This is a genomic window from Micromonospora sp. NPDC047467, assembly GCF_040643095.1.
Classification (GTDB): Bacteria; Actinomycetota; Actinomycetes; order Mycobacteriales; family Micromonosporaceae; genus Micromonospora.
Genome location: NZ_JBEYTO010000001.1, coordinates 324150 through 342495, shown reverse-complemented (window position 1 = coordinate 342495; position 18346 = coordinate 324150). Strand labels below are relative to the sequence as shown.

Below are 18346 nucleotides of genomic sequence, written 5' to 3'. Positions count from 1 at the left end.
TTAGCCTGCGGGGACGGTGCGGGTGAAGTCGGTCGAGGCGGTTTCGCCGTCGGTGTTGAACGGGAAGTAGAGCGCGGGCAGGAACTGGCCGACCTCGCCGAGGGTCGCCACGTCGATGGCGCGCAGCGGGGCGAGTTCGAGGGTCTCCACGAGCGTGCGTTCCAGGGCCTCCCGGGTCCACAGCGGCGCGTCGTCCGCCGGCACGGCGAGCAGGATGGCCTGCGGTGCCGCCTGACCGGGCGTCTCGGCGTGGAACGCGACCCCGGTGGTCTCGGCCTCGTTCGGCACCACCTCGACCCACTCGTCGACGAGCAGTCCGCACAACGGCGCGGCCGGATCGACAGTGGCCGGTGTGTCGACGACGATCGACAGCCGGGACCCGGCGGGCCGTTCGGCACCGAAGCGAAGCCCCACCCACCGGTCGCCGGGCGTGTACGGAAGCTGCGCCACCCGCAGGTCCTGGTACCGGTCGGGGCGGACCGCCTGGGCGTAGCCGCGTACCGTCTCCAGCCGGTCGACACCGGCCCGGACCGGTGCCGAGTCGGCCAGCCAGTCGCCGGCTTCGTGTGGCGACCCGCCCTGCAGGTCGGTGCTCGCGGCCAGTGCCGCGCTCAGGCCGATCGGTTCGGCGAGGGTGAACGCCGGCAGAACCCGGAAGTCCGCCCCGAAGACCGCCTGCAACCGGGCCACGTCGTGGTCCCGGCGCTGCTCGGCGGTTTCCCTGGCCCGGTCGAAGCTGGTGGTCAACGCGAGCAGGGCCGCGTGCCGGGCACCGACCTCCGCGCCGACCGCGCGAGCCCGGGCCAGCAGTGCCGGCGGCGTCGCGTCCGGACCGACGTACGCGCCCAGCACCCCGATGCCGGCGGCGGTCGCCAGCGCCGGACCGAGTACCGCCGGCTCCTCGCTCGCCAGGTCGGCGACGAGCCGCCGCAGCAGGTCCGCCGCGTCGTCGGCGCGGTCGCGCAGGGTCGGGTCCCCGTCCGGTTCGGTGCCGTCGATGCCCGACGTGTCGGGGTCCGGATCGGTGCCGCCGGGGGTGAGGTCGGCGGCGGTCAGCGGGCGGGCCGAGGCGACCAGGGTACGCACCGCGCGGGCGACCTCGACGAACTCGTCAAGCGCCAGCACGTCGGCGGCCCAGTTCACGCCCCGGCCCGGCAGCACGCGCAGCGGCCGGGACCCGGTCGCACCCGCGGGCGGGATCGCGGCGTCCAGGATCCGGGCCACCAGCTCACTGTCGGCGGAGATCTCGTCGGCGTCGGTGAGCGCGAGCAGGTCCAGCGGCGACCGGCCGATCCGGTCGAGGCCGACCTCGCCGGAGAGCGGGCCGTTCGGGCCGGCCCACTCCACCCGGGCGCGCACCGACGCCGGCCGGGGCAGCAGCCCGCCGACCAGCGCGTCGAGCCGCGGCTCGGCCGCCGCCCGGGGGGTGGGTCCCGTGGTCGGCCAGTCCTGCGTCGCGGCCGGCCAGTCGTTGCCGAGCAGCGCCACCCGGTGGGTGATCGCCAGGCCAGTGCGCGGGGTCCGGGCGAACTCCAGCTCGCTGGCGGGTACGTCGCCCCGGGAGGCAGCGTCCAGGGTGGCCCCGGTCCGCATCGGGTTGCCCTGCGCCGCCTGGTGCACGCTCTCGGCCAGCAGCGCGTCGGCCACCGCGTCGATCGCCTCGCCGAGCGAGGTGAGCACCTCGGCGAGCGCCACCTGGTCGCCGTCGCCGGGGTTCGGCAGGTCCGGGTCGCCGGACCAGTCGATCCCGCTGTCCCGCCAGCGCTGGTACAGGTCGAGGCCGTCCACCACGGCAGCGGTGGCGACGACCGGCTCCGCCTCGGCGTCGTGCTGCACCCGCAGGGCCCGTACCGGCGCGATCTCCCGCAGCCGGGGCAGGTACTGCTCCAGCACCCGGGGATGGTCCTGGAGTTGGCGCTCGAACCGGTAGCCGAGCAGCTCGGTGAGGGGCTGTCCCTGGCGTACGCCGTCGAGGAGCCAGCTGGCCAGCCGCACGCGGTCGGAGCTGAGGTCGACCGCGAGCGGGTTGTCACCGCTGGAGCCGTGGGCCCGGTACCCGGCGCGCAGCACCGCGGCGGTGGCCGCCTGGCCGAGCGACGGCGCGTGCACGTACCCGGCGTTCGCGGCGCCCTCCCGCAGCGTGGCCGGGTCGCCGGCGGTGCTGCTCCGGCGCAAGTTCTCCACCCATCCGTACCCGCCCAGGTGCACCCCGGTCGCCTGGTTCCGGCGCATCGTGGCGAGCCGCTTCGTCGCGAACGAGGTGATCCACGCGTCGAGCCGGTACGAGGAGAGGTCGATCGACTCGGCGAGCAACCGTTCCAGCTCGGCGGCCGGGTACGCGGCCAGCGCCAACACGCTCTCCCGGAACGCGGCCAGGTCCGTTCCCGGGGCGGTCCGCAGGTGCTCGCCGACCACGGCGGTCGACCCGCCCGGCAGCGGAATTTGGCGTGCCAGTTGCCGCCAGAGCGGCCAGCTCGTCCGGTCGGGGCGGATGTCGATCAGCTCCGCGTCTCGGTACGCGTCGGCGGGCAGCGGCGCCAGCGTCTGCTGGAGCCGGCGGGCGGCGGTGGCGTACTCGGCCAGGGCGGACTGGCGCAGCAACCGGTAGAGCAGCGGGGTGGCGGTGCCGTTGGTCTCCGCCTGGTCGCGCAGGTCGGTCCAGGTTCGCTCCAGCGCGGCGAACCAGGGCAGGTAGTCGGCCGGCCCCGCGCCCTCGGGCGGGGCGACCAGGGGTCCACCGATCGTGAAGGCCCGCTCGGCGAAGGTGGCCTGGGACAGCCGGGTGTCCCAGTCGAGTTCGAGCAACGCCATCAACTGGCTGGGTTCGAACGCCTGCCGCACCCGCCAGTTCTCGTCCATGTCCAGCCGCAGGAACCGCCACAGGTGCGTCAGGTAGTCCATGCCGAGCAGGCTGCGGGCCTGCCACCGCGACCCCAGCGGGCCCTGGGCCAGGATCCGCAACAGCACCTCCCGCGGGTCGCCGGGACCGCCGACCCGGGGTACGCCCGGCAGGCCGGTCTCCGCCTCGATCTCGGTGGCCGAGGGACGCCACACCCGGTCCCGTAGCAGCCGGAGGAAGCCGACCAGGGCGGTGTCCCGGGTGTCGGTGCCGGTCCACCGGTCCAGCGCCGTCACCGGCAGCACCCCGTACGGCTGCTCGGCGACCCGCAGCGCCGGCACCGGCCCGGCGGCCCGTACGTGCTCGATGTAGTGCCGCCGCCCGTGCCGGATGTCGTCCTCGGTGACCACCCCGGTCACCATGTCGCTGAGGAAGTATCCCCAGGTCGCGGCCCAGGTGACCGTGTTCATGTGTCGGGCGCCGGCGGATTGCGACACCGCGGCACGGGCCGGGGCGGTGGGCGGTCCCTCCGGGCGGAGCGCGGCTCGGGCCAGCGCCCGGGGCGACCCGGTGACTGTGCCGCCCCGGACCGCGTGCAGCGGGTCGCCCTGCTGCGCGACGAGCGGGACGCCCAGTGCCCGAGCGGTGACCGGCGCGTCGCCGTCCACCTCGGCCGGGGGCTCCTGGCCGGGCAGCACCCGCAGCAGGTCGATCCGCTGCGGGTCGTCGGGGTCGTGGCCGGAGCGGGCGCCGGCCGTGTTGTTGGTCGGGGTGCCCGGCGGCACGAAACCGAGCCCGTGGGTGTGGAAGTGGGCGTCGAGCAGTTCACCGAGAACCCGGGCGCCGCGCCCGGCCGGGGTTTCCGGCGCGACCACGTCGTCGGTGTCCACACCGAACACGACCAGCCGATCGATGCCGCCCTGGGCCATCTGCGGGGGCAGCGGGATCCGCATCGCCATGCCGGCGTCGACGGCGGCCTGGAAGTCGACGAGCCACCGGCTCTTCTCGTCGACCGGTGGCTCCTCGTCGCTGAGCGAGGTCAGGTCGGCCGCGGGTGACGGGCCGACGACCAGCGGGCGGCGTACCGGCGTGGACTGTGCGTACACCGGCGCGACACCGGCCCGCCACAGGGTGGCGTGCCACTGGCTCGGCAGGGCGCGGGCCACCGGCTCGCGGTCCCAGGCGTCGGCGCCGCCGGACACCGGCGGGAAGTCCGGTTCCCGTAGCAGTGGCCGGCCGGGTGGGACGGGCTTGCCTGGGCGGCCGTCCGCCGCCGGCTCCAGCGCCCGGGCGATCCAGACGGCCCGTTCCGGGTCGACGAGCTGGCACAGCCGCCGCCAGGCGATGACCTCGTCGGCGGCGACCCGCCCGGCCCGCCACACGTCGATCCAGTACTGCCTGCCCCAGGCCACCTCGTCGTCGGTCAGTCGGGGCTGGTGGGTGTCGACGTGCAGCACGTCCGGCAGGATCCGCAGCCACAGCTCGGTGCCGGTCGGTCCGGTGTCGACGAATCGGGTCTCCACGCGCACCGGCAGCAGGGCCACCGGCCACTGGGTGGGCAGGTGCCACGGCGGGTTGGGTGTACTCATCACGCGTCCTCGGCCAGTTCGGGCAGGAATAGCAGGTTGTTGGGCAGGTCGCCGTCGGCCTCGGTGGTGAGGTACGGCCGACCGGTCGCGGTCCGGGAGACCAGCACCTGGACCTGGTCGCCGACGGGGCGTTCGACGAAGAACCGTTCGTGCCGGCCGATCGCGGCGATCACCTCCTCGGTGCTCATCCGCCACGGCGTGCCGTCGACACGGCGCCCGCCGACGGCGACGATCCGGTGCTGGGGCACCCCGGCGGCGTGCCGGGCGACCGCCTCGATCTGCCAGGTGTCGTCGATCGGCGGGATCATGTCGCTGGCATGGATCGCCACCAGGACCGGCCGTTGGAGAGTGATCTGCGCCTGGTGGGCGCTGTTGTATCCCCACTCCAGGCCACCGAGTCGCAGGCTGCTCAGCCGGCCGGAGGCCTGGGCGTGCCGCAGTCGCTGCTCCTCGGACGCGTCGCCCGTCAGGTGCCGCCAGTGCACGTCCGACCAGTGCGTCGGGGCACCGCCGTAGCTCGCCCCGTCGGGCGGGGCGTCCAACCCGAACCGGGCGTCGGTCGGCGGCTGCCGCAGCACGATGAACCAGCCGGCGTCGGTGTCACTGCCTCGGGCGTCGGACACCCCCAGCGGCAGGCCGAAGAACTGGATGTCCGGGTCGAGCCGGCCGGCGAACTGCGGCTCGCGCGTCTCGTCGGCCAACTGCCGGCTGCCGTCCTCGGCGAAGAAGGCCTTCTGCACGTAGATCGCCGTGCCCGGGTACCGGCGCAGCAGCTCGCCGCGGACCAGCACCACCAGCAGGTCGCCGGCACCGACCGCGGTGGCGTTCTCGCCCAGCCCGTTCCCGGGCTTCCAGCCCTGGATCGGTGGGATGTCGGAGAGCGGGCCGACGGACGGCTGCGCTGACCGGACGTCCCAGAACTGGGAGAAGAAGGTGGCACCCAGGTCGGTCGGGTAGCGCCGCCACAGCATCTCCCGGCCCAGCTCGGAGTTGAGACCCACCATGAACGCCTCCACGAAGGACGCGTTGACCCGCAACAGGGTGACCGTCTCCGGCGGGATCGCGGACACCCCGGGGAAGAGCAGCTCCTGGGACAGGTCCCGCAGCGCCTCGTACATCGGGCGGGTGAACCGGGGCACCACCACCAGTTCGCGCAACTCCTGCGCCGACTCGGCACCGGCCAGTTTCAACCGGCCGGCGGTCTGGTCGGTGATCCCGCCGACGGGTTCCAGGGCGGCGGTCATCCGGGCCGCCAGCGTGGCGGTATCGACCGAAACCCGTTGCTTCGCCTGGGCCAGCGCCTGGGCCGCCAGCACCCGGTCCTGATGCCGTCCGGCGGCGGCGGCGAACCGGTCGCCCATCGCGGTGCGGGCGGCGGTCAACGCCGGGTCGAGGTCGGCGAGGGCGATGGCCGCCCCCTGCCCCTCCCACCCGAACCAGCCGGGGACCTCGGCGTCGGCCGTCCACTGCCGGGCCACCCCGTACCGGTCCAGGTCCCAGCCGACCCGATAGTAGCCGCGGTTGGACTGGGCCGGGTTGGCCACGTGGAACAGCACCAGATCGGCCCGGCGGGTTCCGGTGACGTCCATGACGGCGATGCCGGCGCCTTGGTGCGCCGCCGGCAGCGGGCCGCCGCCGACCACCTTGGCCGGCGCCCAGCCGCCGGCGACCCGGCCCCGGGCGTTGAGCTGCCACCCGATCCGGTAGACCGCCTGGTTGGTGCCGCCGGACGGCTCGATGGTGAGCACGATGATGTCCGGGGTCAAATTGTCGTTGAGGTCGGCGACGGCCACCCCGACGCCCTGCACCGGCCGCGGCGTCCAGGGCACCGACACCGCGTCGGACCACCCCCGGCTGATCGCGCCCTGGGTGTCCAGCCGCCAGCCCACCCGGTAGTACAGCCCTGGCGCGGCACCGCCGGTGGCGTACGCCAGGATCAGCTCGGGACGACCGTCGCCGTCCAGGTCCGCCACGGTGAGGTCGGCGCCCTGGATCTCGGCGGCCACCTCGTCGGGCAGCCGGTGCACCGCGCTCCACCCGCCGGTCACCTCGCCGGTGGCACCGAGATTCCAGCCGATCTGGTAGTGGACGGCATTGGCGCCAGCCGGGTTGTCCACCCACATCAGGACCAGGTCGGGTTGGCCGTTGCCGTTGACGTCGGCGACCGCGATGCCCAGGCCCTGGGTCTCCCAGCCGATCGCGCCCGGCTTGTTGATCTGCGCGGACCAGCCGCCACGTACCTCGGCCTCGAACCCGAGGTCGCGGCCCACCCGGTGGTAGATGACGTTGTCGGTCGCGCCGTTGTCGACGTGCGCGGCGACCAGGTTGGACATGAAGCCCAGCGGCAGCGCCCACCGGGGGCCGCCGACCGGCTCCGCGGCGATCGAGCCGGCGCCCCGGGAGTCCACTGGGAAGCCGTGCTGATCGTCCCAGCTCCACCCGTTGCCGGTACGGCTCACCGTGAAGAGGCGGCCGTCGCTGCCGGTCACGAAGACCGTCAACCGGCCCCACATCGCCGCGCCGGGCACCTGCATCACCCTCGTACCGGGTGGGAACCCCAGGTTCTGCCACGACCAGGCCGAGCCGTTCCAGTACCGGATGTACAGCCGCCCGTCAGCGGCCCCGCAGAAGATCATCACCTCGTTGCCGCTGACGATGATGTCGCCGGGGGCGTTGGTGAGCGTGGTCCCCGGCGGGGTGCCGTGGTCGCCCCAGGTGCCGCTGGCCAGTACCCGTTCGATCAACCGACCGTCGTAGGACACGGCGAACACGCTGACCGGGGCGGTCCGCGGCGCGACGTGCCGCAGCGGGGCGCCGGTCGGGTGCCCGTGCCAGCGCCACTCCCAGCGGGTGCCGGTCCAGTAGCGCTGCCACAGCCGGCCGGCGTCGCTGGTGACGAAGAAGCTCGTGTTGCCCTGGGCGCTGCCCGGGGTGCTGACGATCTTCTCGGCGCTGTAGTGGTTGGGGTTGCCGTGGTCGACCCAACTCCACTGGGCGCCGTTGCGACGCCGCTCCCAGAGCCGGTTGCCGCCACCGTTGGTGGTGGTGGTCAGGAAGATGCTCTGGTTGTTGAGCACCAGGAACGGCGAGCTGCCGAGCCCGTAGCTGCCAGGCGGGATCGGATGCCTGCGCCAGTACCAGCGGTCGTCCTCGCGGTAGTGCTCGAAGAGCCCGCCGTGCACGGTGGCGACGAAGATCCGCCGGCCGCCGTCCATGACCCCGCCGGGTTCGACCCCGGCGGCCTGGGTGCTGGGCGGTGCGCCGTGGTCGAACCAGAGCCACCGGGTGCCGTCGTAGGACCGCTCGAACAACCGGCCGTCGCTGGTGGTGACGAACGTCTGCCGGTCGTTCACCGCCGGGCCGGGTGGGCTGAGTACCGTGCCCGGCAGGCCGGTCGGTGCGGCGGGGATGCCGGCCTCCAGCGGGCTGGTGTCCAGGTACGTCACCGGCAACGGCTGCGGCGGGTCCGGGATCGGATCGGGCTCCGGGTCGGGGTAGGGGTCCCGCGGCGGCCAGTTCGGGTCGTCCGGGGGCAGCCTCGGCTCGATCGGTCGCATCGGCGACACCGTCCACACCTCGCCGAACTGCTCGACGGTGGCGGCGCCGACCGGGGTGTCGAGCAGGCCGGTCAGCGCCGGCCGGCTGTCGCCACCGGTGCCGTCGGACGTCGGTGGAGCCAGCGCGACCTCCGGCTCCGACGTCGACGGGACGGCATCCGCTGCCGGAGCCAGCTCATCCACCGCGACGGCCGACGCCGGGGCGGGCTCGTCCGCCGCCACGGCTGCCTCGTCCGCCGCCACGGCCGGTGCCTCAGCGGTGGCCGCATCTGTCGTCGCGGCGGCCGCGAGGCCCGCGGCGCGTCCCCGCCACCAGGGGTCGGCGCGGTCGATGCGGGTCCGGTTGATCAGGTGGAAGGCGATGTCGTCGCCCGCGACGTCGTCGAAGAGCACCGTGCCCGCCGGCGGCTGCTCCGGCGGCGTCGCGGTCACCTCGTTGCTCGCCGCCGCCTCGACCACCGAATCCAGCGCGTCGGCGCCGGCCCGCCGGGCCAGCGGACCGTCCGGCCGGGTCAACCGGCGGAACGCCGCCGACAGGGTCGCCGTCGCGGTCGGGTTGCGGTGCAGCTCGCCGCTGACCAGCCGCTTGCCGCGTGGGGTGACCGTCACGGCGTCCAGCACCGCCCCGGAGACCTGCAACAGCCGGCCGGCCGCCAGCGGGCCGCCGAGGGCGAGCCGGCCGGCGTCGGAGCGGGCGAGACCGGCACCCTCCGGACCGGCGATCCGGCGCTCGTACGTCGAGCGGCTGACCTCGGCGGCGAGCTGGGCCTGGCGTACCGCCTCGTTGGCCCGCTGCACCTCGGCCGCCTGCTCCCAGGCCGCCGCCATCAACTCCTCCTGCTGCTCGCGCACCACCCGGGTGCCGAGCGCCGCGGCGATCCGGTGCCGGGGGTCGAGGTTCAGCTCCCGGAGCCAGTGCGGGTGGGCCGCGTCGCCGGGTACCCGGTCGACCCCGGCGTACCGGCCGCCGTAGAGCGGCGGGCCGAGCCGGGTGCCGGTGTCGGCGATCAGCGCCCGCAGCAGCTCCTGGAACGCCTCCCGGGACTGCGCCGGCCAGAGGGTCGGCATGGTGAGCGCTCCACGCAGCGCACCCTCGGCGCCCAGGGTCACCGTGGGCACCGACGGGTCGAGCCCGGGGACCCCGGACCGGCCGAGGAGGATCGGGCGCAGCCCCGCGTCGGCGGGCAGGCCACGGGCCCGCAGCCGCCGGACCAGGGACTCGAAGTCGCCGTCGGCCCCGGTGGAGAACTCCCAGCTGTGGTAGACCGGCAGCAGCGGCGCGGCGCCCAGACCGGGCGTCCAGGCTGGGGCGAGATCCGCGCCGTCGTCGACGGGCAGGCCCAACCCGGCCCGCCGGCCGGCCTCGAACGCCGGCACCAGGCAGGCCCGGTAGGCGATGCCGGCAGCCAGCCGGCGTGGGCTGATCAGCCGGGACAGGGTGCGGCGCGGGTCACCGGCCAGCACGTCGGCGACCGGCTCGCCCGCCCCGGTGGTGGCGACCTGGGCATGTGCCCAGGCCCACGACTCGGCCAGGTCGGGCAGGTCCGGCAACGCGCACTCCAGCACCGGCAGTGGGGCGCCGGTGTCCGTACGCAGGTCGGAGTTCTCCACCGGCACCACGACCAGGAACAGCCAGGGGCGCAGCCGCTGCCGGCGGCCGGGGGCGGCCGGGGTGAACAGCCACGGGAAGTCCGGCCGGTCGAACTCGATGGTGACCAGGTTGTTCGGCTCGAAGTCGCTGGCCCGCTCCGGCGGATCGATGCGGATCACCTGGCGGGTGTCGATGCCCCGGATGTCGCCCGGCCCGTACAGGCGGATGTCGAACTGGTGCTCGGTGCGACCGGCCAGTCGGACGCCCACCGTGACCGGCTGCCGGGCGGGGATGTCCGTCTCCAGCGGGTCGGCCACCGCACCGGCGGCGGCCAGCCCCTGCCGGACGTACGCCAGGAAATGCAGTTGCGCCGTCACCGGCGTGCCTCCTCGGGGGTGCGCGAACCGGCGACCGGCTCGGTGAACCGCACCAGGGGGGTCAGCCCGGCGCGGTAGGCGGCCGGGCCGGTGGCCCGGGCGGGGGCCAGCGCGGCCGCGCTGGATCGGGTCAGTCGTTTCAGCGTCGCTCCGTCCATCGGCCGCATGGCCGGGGCCTGGTCGACCGCCGACCGCTTCGCCCGTCCGGTCCCGCCCGGGGTGCGGGCGGCGACGTCGGGCTCGTCGATGATCAGCACGTCGTAGCCGAGCGGCACCGGCGGCGGGGCGGCCAGGTCGTACTCCACCTCCGGGGAGGAGAAGCTGCGGCCCGCCTCCATCCGCTCGAACGAGGGGGTGGAGAGCAACTGGTCGTCGGTCATGGTCTGGAACTGGGCCCGCGCGAAATGCTCGTAGGTGACCGTGCCGGCGGCGGTGGCGTCGACACCGCCGAACCGCACCGACGCGATCGCGTAGCCGGTCTTCTGGGTCACCGGCGCGCTGCCGTACCGGTCGATGGTCAGGCCCAGCGGAGCGACCTGCTGGGTGACCGCGATCGCGCCCAGGGGGTGGGCCAGCAACTGCCCGGGCGCCACCTCGATCTTGCGGAGGGTGACCAGTGCCTCGCCCTGCGGCGGCAGCTGCGCCGTCCAGTTGCGCGGGTCGGCGAACGCCGCGTCGAGCTGCCCGCCGACGTCGACCGGGGTGGGCAGCGGCGGTGGGGTACGCGACCCGATCGTCAGGTCGAAGGAGACCGAGGCGCTGACGAACAGCACCTTGAACTTGGCCTTGCCGCGCGCCCGCCACGGCCGTGGCCCGCTGAGCGTCACGCTGAGCGCGACGGCCATCAGCTCCCGCTTGCCCCGGCGCAGCGCCACCGCCGCCGCGATGTCGGCGACGAAGCCCAATGGCGCCAACTGCACAAGGGTGTCGAAGGAGAGCATCCCGGAGACGTTGAAGCCGGCCGCCTCGGCGTACACCTCCAGCCGGGCACCGAACTGCACGGTATTCGAGGTCAGCGCCAGGTATGACTCCAGTCGGAGCCGGGGATTGTCCTTCTCGGACAGGGCGATCGCGAGCCGACGCAGTTGCGGGAAGTTCGGCGGCGGCTGGAATCGCGGGTTGAACCCGCCGGCCGCGAGCGCGAACGTCGGCTTCGCTCCCCAGGACATCCGCATCGCCATGTCCCCGCTGATCGGGAAGCCGGCGATCTGCGAGTCGTAGAGCGACGCGTCGATGGACGCCTCTTCGGCGCCGAAGTCGACGATGCCCAGGACGTCCATGTTGATCTTTACGATCGGGTGCTTCTCGTCGGGCAGGGCCATCCGCAGCCGCCCCAGCACCACCAGCCGCAGCGGCGCCGGCAACTCCAGCACCAGACCGAGGTCGAAGGTGAGCAGCGTCGGCGTACCCCAGCCGAGCCTGGCCATCGGGCCGAAGACGTACCGGCCGACCGCGACCGGGAAGATCGCGCCGGCCGCCGCCACCGTCTCCGCGGCCCGGCCCACCGGGTCCGTGGGGAACATCAGCGAGTTCAGCGACCCGTTGCGCACCCCGGACCGCAACGCCTCGACGTTGACCGTCCGGTGCACGCCGAGCATCCCGCCGACCCCGTTGAGGGTGAAGCCGAAACCGAGCTGGATCGGGGTGAACTCGCCCGCGATGATGACCAGCAGGGAGAACCCGTCGCTGCCGTCCGGCATCCGGATCGGCGACCCGTCCGGGTTCTTCGTGGCGAGCAGGCCGACCGCGCTCACCGCGATCGACTCGAACTGGAGGTGCAGCGCACCGGCGTACTGGCCGGCGTCGGCGTCCACGAAGAGGTAGCCGCCGCCGACCAGCGGCCCGGCGGCGAGCGACAGCCCGATGCCCGACGGCGGTTTGAAGGCCAGCGCCGTCTCGGCCGGGCCGAGGTTGCCGCCGCCCGGCGGGAACGTCAGGCCCGCCTCGACGCCGATCCGCTCGGCCACCGCGCGCAGCGGCCCCAACCGCAGGGTCGCCGAGGCGGCCAGCGCGGCGGAGAGCCCCTCCCCGCGTACGCCGAGCGCCGCGTGCAGCCCGAAGATCTCGACCGGGCCGGCCGAGATGTGCAGCGGCAGGTCCGCGTCGAGCCCGGCGGCGCCCCGGAACGTCAGGCCCTTGCGCAGCGACCAGGTCAGCGCGAGGTCGAACTCGGCGCGCAGCCCCTCCGGCGGCAGCACCTGGGCGAGGAACCCGTCACCGTCGCCGGCCGCGACGACCAGCGCCGCGCGGGCCGCCGAGACCGACAACTCGATGTCGTCCACCCCGCCGCCCAGCGCTGCGCCGACGGCCAGCCGCAGGCCCTGAACCTCCAGCCGCGTGCCGGTGGCGCTGCCGATGCGCAGGGCGACCCCTGTCGCGTCCGGCACCCGGTCGGCGGTGAGCGCGATCCGCACCATCGCGTCCAGACCGGCCGGCAGGGTCAGCCCGTCCGGGCCGATCGCGAAGCCGGCGCCGGCCCCCTGGATCGCCAGCTTCAACGCCCAGCCAGCGACGATCCGATCGAGTTCCAGGGCGCCCCGCAGCGCCAGGACCAGGCCGAGCCCGCCCCGGTCGGCGGCGGACAGTGCCGCGCTCGCCCCCACGGTGACCCGGGCGTCGCCGATCCGGACCGGGGCGGCCACGGTGAGCATCCGGGCAGCCAGGGCGGTGCCGACGGCACCCAGGTCCGGCCCGTCGGCCGGGTTCAGGCCGTACAGCGCCGGAACGCCGAGTTCCTTCAGCACGGCGGCGATGCGGGGAAAGAGTTTCGCCGCCGCCGCGTCCGCCGCCGCCGTGGTGGCCAGCCCGTCCGGGAAGTACTCCGTCCGCAGCGTGCCGACCGGGTCGCTGAGCAGGTCACCGAGCCGGTCCAGGTGCAACTCGGGCCGGGACCGGGGCAGCCGTACCGGTGCGCCGGTCGCCGGCATCGGCGCGCTCACCGGCGTTTCACCGGCCGGGGTGAGCAGCGTCAACAGGATCGCCACCTGGTACGCGACCGGGTGTTGGCGTTGCAGGTAGTTGACGGTGAGGAAGGTGATCAGATCCTCGGCCAGCACCTCAGCCGGCGGCAGGTTCGCCGCACCAGCGCTCAGCGCCGGTGGCAGCCCGCTGACCGCCGAAACCGCCGCCGACACGGTGTCCAGCGCCGCGGTCAGGTCGTCGAGCGTCTCCGGCGGCCCGTGCTCGATGATCCGGCGCACGCCGTCGACAGCCTCGGCGCAGTCCGTCAACCACTTCTCGAACTCGTCAGCCGGCATCCCGGCGAGCGCGGCGAGGTCCCAGCCGAGCGAGTCGAGGATGCCGGAGCGACGCCACTGGCTGGTGGCGGCCATGGTGATCGGCGACAGCAGCGCCTCGATCTCGCCGAGCAGTTGTGTCTGGAAGTTGCCGTCGTCGGTCATGCCGTCTCCGGTCCGTAGTGAGCCGCGGTGAAGGCAGCAGGCCGGTTGTAGACCGTGTTGGCCCCGTCGCCGACGTTCGCGGCGCCCGCCGCACTGCTGAAGTAGGTGATGGCCGGCACGCCGGCGTGGGCCAGGACCTGGTTCGGGTAGAGCAGCCGGGGGTTCGGGCCGGAGGCCACGTTGCCCGGCGTCCGGTACTGCATGCTCGGCTCGATCTCCCAGGCGTTGCCGTTCCACTGGAACTCCCGACCGCCGTTGTAGCGGCGGATCGTCTCCCGCTGGAAGACCGCGCGGATGCGCTGGTCAATCGGATTGGGCAGATGGTCGTCGATCAGGTTGTAGGCGCCGGCGCCGTAGGTCCCGAAAATCAGGCGGACGGCTCGACGGATGTTTTCCACCCAGTTCCACGCCTCGTCGGCATCGACGCCCGTGGGCGGGTTGCCCCAGTTGTCGAGCTGGCCGATTCCATAACCGTGGGGCGGCCCGAACAGCGGCATGTCCGTCTCGTGGCCGTACCGCCAGGAGCCGCCCTGGAACGTGTACTCGGGGCGGCGCGGGGGGTCCGTACGGAACTGGTTGTAGCCGCCACGTACGCCGCTCTCGTGCCCGAAGATCAACAGCGCGGTCCGCTGCCAGCACGCCAAACTCAGGATGTTGACCCGGGGCAGGGCCTGATTGGTGTTGTAGTACTCCTCCACGATGTCCTCGATGACCGCCTCGATCTCGGCGTCGGGCGCGGGGTTTCGCCCGAGGACCCGGAAGTCGGGCAGCACCAGCAGCGGCACGGCGGCCGGCGGTGGCCCGAGCACTCCTGCCGCGTTGGGGATCAGCCCGGAATCCAGCGGTCGCTCGTCGAACGAGAAGCTCGACACGCCCAACTTCCCGTCGCCGCCCCGGATCACCTCCCGCCCGGCATCGGTCACCGAAGGTTGGAACTCCAGCACCAGTGCCGGCCGCGCCTGGGCACCGGCGAGACGCCCCCACGGCCGCTGCTGGCCAGTGACCAGCACGGCGGGCAACCGCCGGTTCGCGACCGGGAACGGGACCACGGTCGGTGCGGGCGCGAAGGCCGCCGGCACCCGTCCCTGGTCGTCCACGACGAGGTCCCGCCCCCGGGCGTCGGTGAACTGCCCGGTGGCGCCGTAGTGCAGCACCACCGTCGGGCTTTCCGCCAGGTCCAACTGGTAGTTGTGGCCGAGCTGCGGGTTCTGCACCGGGCCGGCCATGGCGTCGGCGTTGTCGTCCGGGCCGTCCCAGCTCAGCCGCAGGTTCCAGGCCCAGTCGATGCGCAGCTTGCGCGGCGGAGCCGGGTTGGCCGCCGGGTCCGGCGGGTCGAGCACCGCCGACCGGGCGTACCGCCGGCGCAGCAGGTCGCGCAGTTGATCGTCGGTGACGCCGACGAAGTGCACCTCCCCCATCCACATCGGCATCTGCGGTCGCAGCCGGTCCGGCCCACCGGCGACCAGTGGCCGTCGCTCGTTACGGAACTGGTACGGCAGCATCCGGCGGACCCTCGTCTCGTTGTCGAGGAGGGCGAGGGTGTTCTGCGGCGACCGGAGGAAGTCCACGACGACGAGTTCGTCGGCCTCGCCGCGCAGCGGGCCGCGATCCTGCGCGGTCGGGTCGTCGACCAGCGCGGTCTGTAGGCCGCACAGGTGCACGGTGAACGACTCGACGTGTGGCACGGCCGGCCCCTCGGCGACGACCAGGACCTCCACCGGGCCGAACGCGGCAGCCGCGTCGTGCAGGAACACGGTCGCGGTGAACGTACGCACCCCGCCGGCCGGGGGTGCCAGCGTCGCCGTCACCTCGTCGGCGGTGGGCGCGTCGGCCGCGATCCCGGTCCGCAACCGCAGCGCGACGCCGGCTGAGGTTTGCAGCCGTAGCCGGACCTGCGTCGCCGCGGCGTCGACCTGCCCCTCGATCCGCAGGCCCCGCTCCACCGGCCGGTCCGGTGCCACCGCGGCCGGGGCCGGGTCGCCGTGCACCACGGCCGGGGGCGCCCACGCGTTGGCCTGCTGCCGGAGCCCCGCTTTGGCGTAGGTGTCGGGCACATGCCACAGCACCGGCCAGAGCGCCAGTTCCTCGGGACTGACCAGGCTCAGTACACGTGCGGGGAGGGTGACCGTGACCGGTTCGGGCTCCCCGTCGCCGGCCGGTGGCACGGGCGGCACGGTGCGCTGCTGGAACAGGCCGGCGGTGCCGAGCAGCGCGTCCGGCAGCGGTCGGGCGCCGCTGCTGTAGGCGACCTCGGCGACGCTGCCGGCGGCCGGCTTGAACGCCTCGGTGTAGTCCCACGGCTCGGTCGACCCGGCGACGGCACTGGCGTACAGGTAGCCGTCGGTGCCGGCGCGCAGCCGGCGGACAGCGCCGCCGGTACGCCAGTAGACCCAGGTGTCCTCGGCGGGTTGGCTGGTCGCGGCGACCCCGCCCGCGGCGGGCCGCCCGGTCATCAGCACGAGGTGGTCGGGGTCGTGCGGCGCGGTGGCCGCCCGGGTGGAGAGGCTCACCACGCAGCGGGTCAACGGTGCGGCGGTTTCCTGGCCGGGCAGCCGCCACCACAGGGTCTGGATCGCCTTCTTGGCGTTGCCCGGCTGCCAGGAGAGGCTGACCTCGCCGATGTTCGCGTAGCCGACCACCTCCTTGCCGTCGCCCCACTTGCCCAGGTAGTCGTCGTGGTTCTCGGTGGCGGCCAGGTACTGCCCGAGGGCCGCCGCGCGGTCGCCGGCCGGTGGGTAGACCGGTCGCGGCGAGCCGGGTCGCGGCGGGATCGTCGGGTCGGCGGCGTCGTGTTTGACGAAGCTCAGGTCGTAGGACCAGTCCGGGGTACGCGTGACAGTGCGCAGCGGCCCGATCTCCGCCACGGCGGGGGTGCCGTGCACCGTCCACGGCACGCTCCGCAGGGGCCCGGTGATCGTGTCGACCAGCTCGGTGCCGACCGCGAGGTTCCCGCCGGCCGGGTTCTCCCAGCCGACCCGGCTGCTGCGGGGCAGCACGTCGGCGGTCACGTCGAAGCCGGTGCCGTGCAGGAACCGGGTCAGCCCGTCCTCGTTGCGCGCCGCGCTGGCGACGAACTGCGCCACCACTCCCCGGGTGGGCACCGGCGCGGTGGCCCGGAACGGCGCCGCGCCCTCGTAGCGCAGCCGCGCGGCGAAGCCGTAGCCGACCTCACCGGAGAGCAGGATGAGTCGCTGCCGGCGGGTGCCGTCCGGTCGTGCGGCGCCCCTGTTGAACAGTCGGGACAGCAGCTTCTCGTACCCGGCGCGTTGCAGCCCCCAGGCCTCGCCGTCCACGGTGGCCCGACCCCGGTAGCGCTTGCCGAGCAGTTGTTGCACGAAGTCGGAGACGAACGGGTAGCCGACCACGGGTGTCGCGGAGACCACGAAGGTGGCGGCCTCGGGGCCGAGGTCCGGCGGGTCCAGCACCTGTTCCTTCAGGGCGGCGTCGCCGTAAAGCAGGGCGGGCGGGTCGCCCGGCCCGCCGAGGAAGACCCGCGTGGTCCGGGTGTCCAGCACGATGAGTTGGTGCTTCGCCCACTCGACGTGGTAGTGCCAGCTCAGCGCCCCGGCGGGACGCAGTGGGACGCCGCTGTTGAAGCCGGTGGGCAGGCCGACGCAGGCACGGATGGTCGCCGAGGTGTCGTTCTCGGTGCCGTCCCAGGCCGCGACGGCGGCCAGCAGCCGCCGGCCGGGCTCACCGGCCGGGCCGGCGGGCGCGAACCGTTCCGGCGTGTTCCCCCAGCCCTGGCAGAGGGCGTACGCGGTGAGCGCGTTCTGGATCACCCGGCGGCCCAGCCCGCTGGCGTCGCCGGTGGTGGACAGTGCCTTCTCCGTCCAACCCTGCGTCGAGAACCAGTCCTCGCTGACCTCGTGCTCGCCGAGCACCAGGTAGGTCGGGGTGTTCGCCAGCACCCGGCGGACCGCGCCGACACTGGACCGGAACGCCAGCACCGCCGCGCGCTCGTCGGCGAACGTGTCCCGCCGCTGCTTGGCCGGGCCGTACCGGGCCATGGCGGCCCACGCGTCGGAGAGCCCCGAGTCGGTGAGCGAGCGTTCCAGCAGCGCGTGGTCGTCCGGGTGTACGTCGGCGAACTCCGGCAGGTTCTCCGGCCAGAGCACGTCGGACCAGACGAGCAGGTACATCGCCCAGAGCTCGGCCAGCGTCAGCAGGTGGCTCTTCGCCGCCGTGGCGGTCAGTCCGGCCGCCCCGGTGGCCAGCTCCTGCCGGTGCCCGGGCCGCATTCGGGGGTCCGCGTCGACGACTCCGGGCAGCGCCTCGGGGCCGGCCTTGAGGGTCTGCCCAAGCCCGGTGACGACCGCCAGCAGCGGATCGGCGACGTCGTCGGCGTAGATCTGGCTGCCACTGAGCACCAGTTGCTGCGGCCGGGCGAGCGGGTTGGCGACATCGGCCCGCAGGATCTCGTCGAGCACGGCGAGCGCGTCGTCGCCACCGCCGTGCGGCTTGCGGCAGGAGGTGTGCACCACGCGCAGCCGGTTGAGGTCCTCCGGCGGGGTGGCGAAGCTCGGCAGGCTCGGCGCGCCCGGCCCGGCGTAGCTGAGGGCCGCGCGGGCGGCGGCCGCCGTGGTGGCGACCACGTTCGGGGAGTACAACCGGGGCTCGGTGGCCGGTGCCGGCACGGATTCGGCACCGGGCGCGGCGAAGAACACGTCGTACCGGTAGAGGGTGCCGGCCGCCAGCGGCGCCGCGCCGGTGGCGGTGACCGCGACGAGGTGGCAGTTGGCGGCCACCTTGACCGTGTTGCGGCTGCCCTCGCAGACCTGGGTCACCCCGACCCCGTCGGCGTCCGACGAGTAGACCCGCAGGGTGACCTTGCGGGGTTCGCGCAGCGCCAGCCACACGGTGACGGACGTGCCGTCCACCCGCCGCAGCAGGGGGCCGGCCAGCACCAGCGGAAGGCTGGCGAGCGGGCGGGGCTGCCAGGTCACGCCGACCTCCACGGGCCCGAGCCGACGGCACCGAACTGGCCATGTA

4 protein-coding genes are annotated in these 18346 nt (G+C 74.1%); all 4 read right to left on the bottom strand.

Annotated elements, in window-relative coordinates:
- The 4 genes from ABZ780_RS01380 to ABZ780_RS01365 are packed head-to-tail and all read right to left on the bottom strand — an operon-like array spanning position 1 to position 18300.
- Positions 1-4428: a hypothetical protein gene (locus ABZ780_RS01380; protein WP_357482974.1), complete on the bottom strand. Its 4428-nt coding sequence runs from the start codon at positions 4426-4428 to the stop codon at positions 1-3.
- A complete protein-coding gene (locus ABZ780_RS01375) occupies positions 4428-9953 on the bottom strand; it encodes a DUF3892 domain-containing protein (protein WP_357482971.1) in 5526 nt (1841 codons plus the stop codon). Before ABZ780_RS01375 ends, ABZ780_RS01380 begins: the two co-directional genes overlap by 1 nt.
- Positions 9950-13354, bottom strand: a complete 3405-nt coding sequence (locus ABZ780_RS01370; protein WP_357482969.1) for a DUF6603 domain-containing protein — start codon at positions 13352-13354, stop codon at positions 9950-9952. The genes ABZ780_RS01375 and ABZ780_RS01370 overlap by 4 nt, the downstream gene beginning before the upstream one ends.
- Entirely contained in the window at positions 13351-18300 is a 4950-nt protein-coding gene (locus tag ABZ780_RS01365) for a hypothetical protein (protein ID WP_357482966.1), read from the bottom strand. Before ABZ780_RS01365 ends, ABZ780_RS01370 begins: the two co-directional genes overlap by 4 nt.
- Positions 18301-18346 lie beyond the last annotated feature (46 nt).

Bases quoted from the DNA above. Each gene is read 5' to 3' on its own strand.
- ABZ780_RS01380 (WP_357482974.1), bottom strand. From the start codon at position 4,428: ATGAGTACACCCAACCCGCCGTGGCACCTGCCCACCCAGTGGCCGGTG.
- ABZ780_RS01370 (WP_357482969.1), bottom strand. From the start codon at position 13,354: ATGACCGACGACGGCAACTTCCAGACACAACTGCTCGGCGAGATCGAG.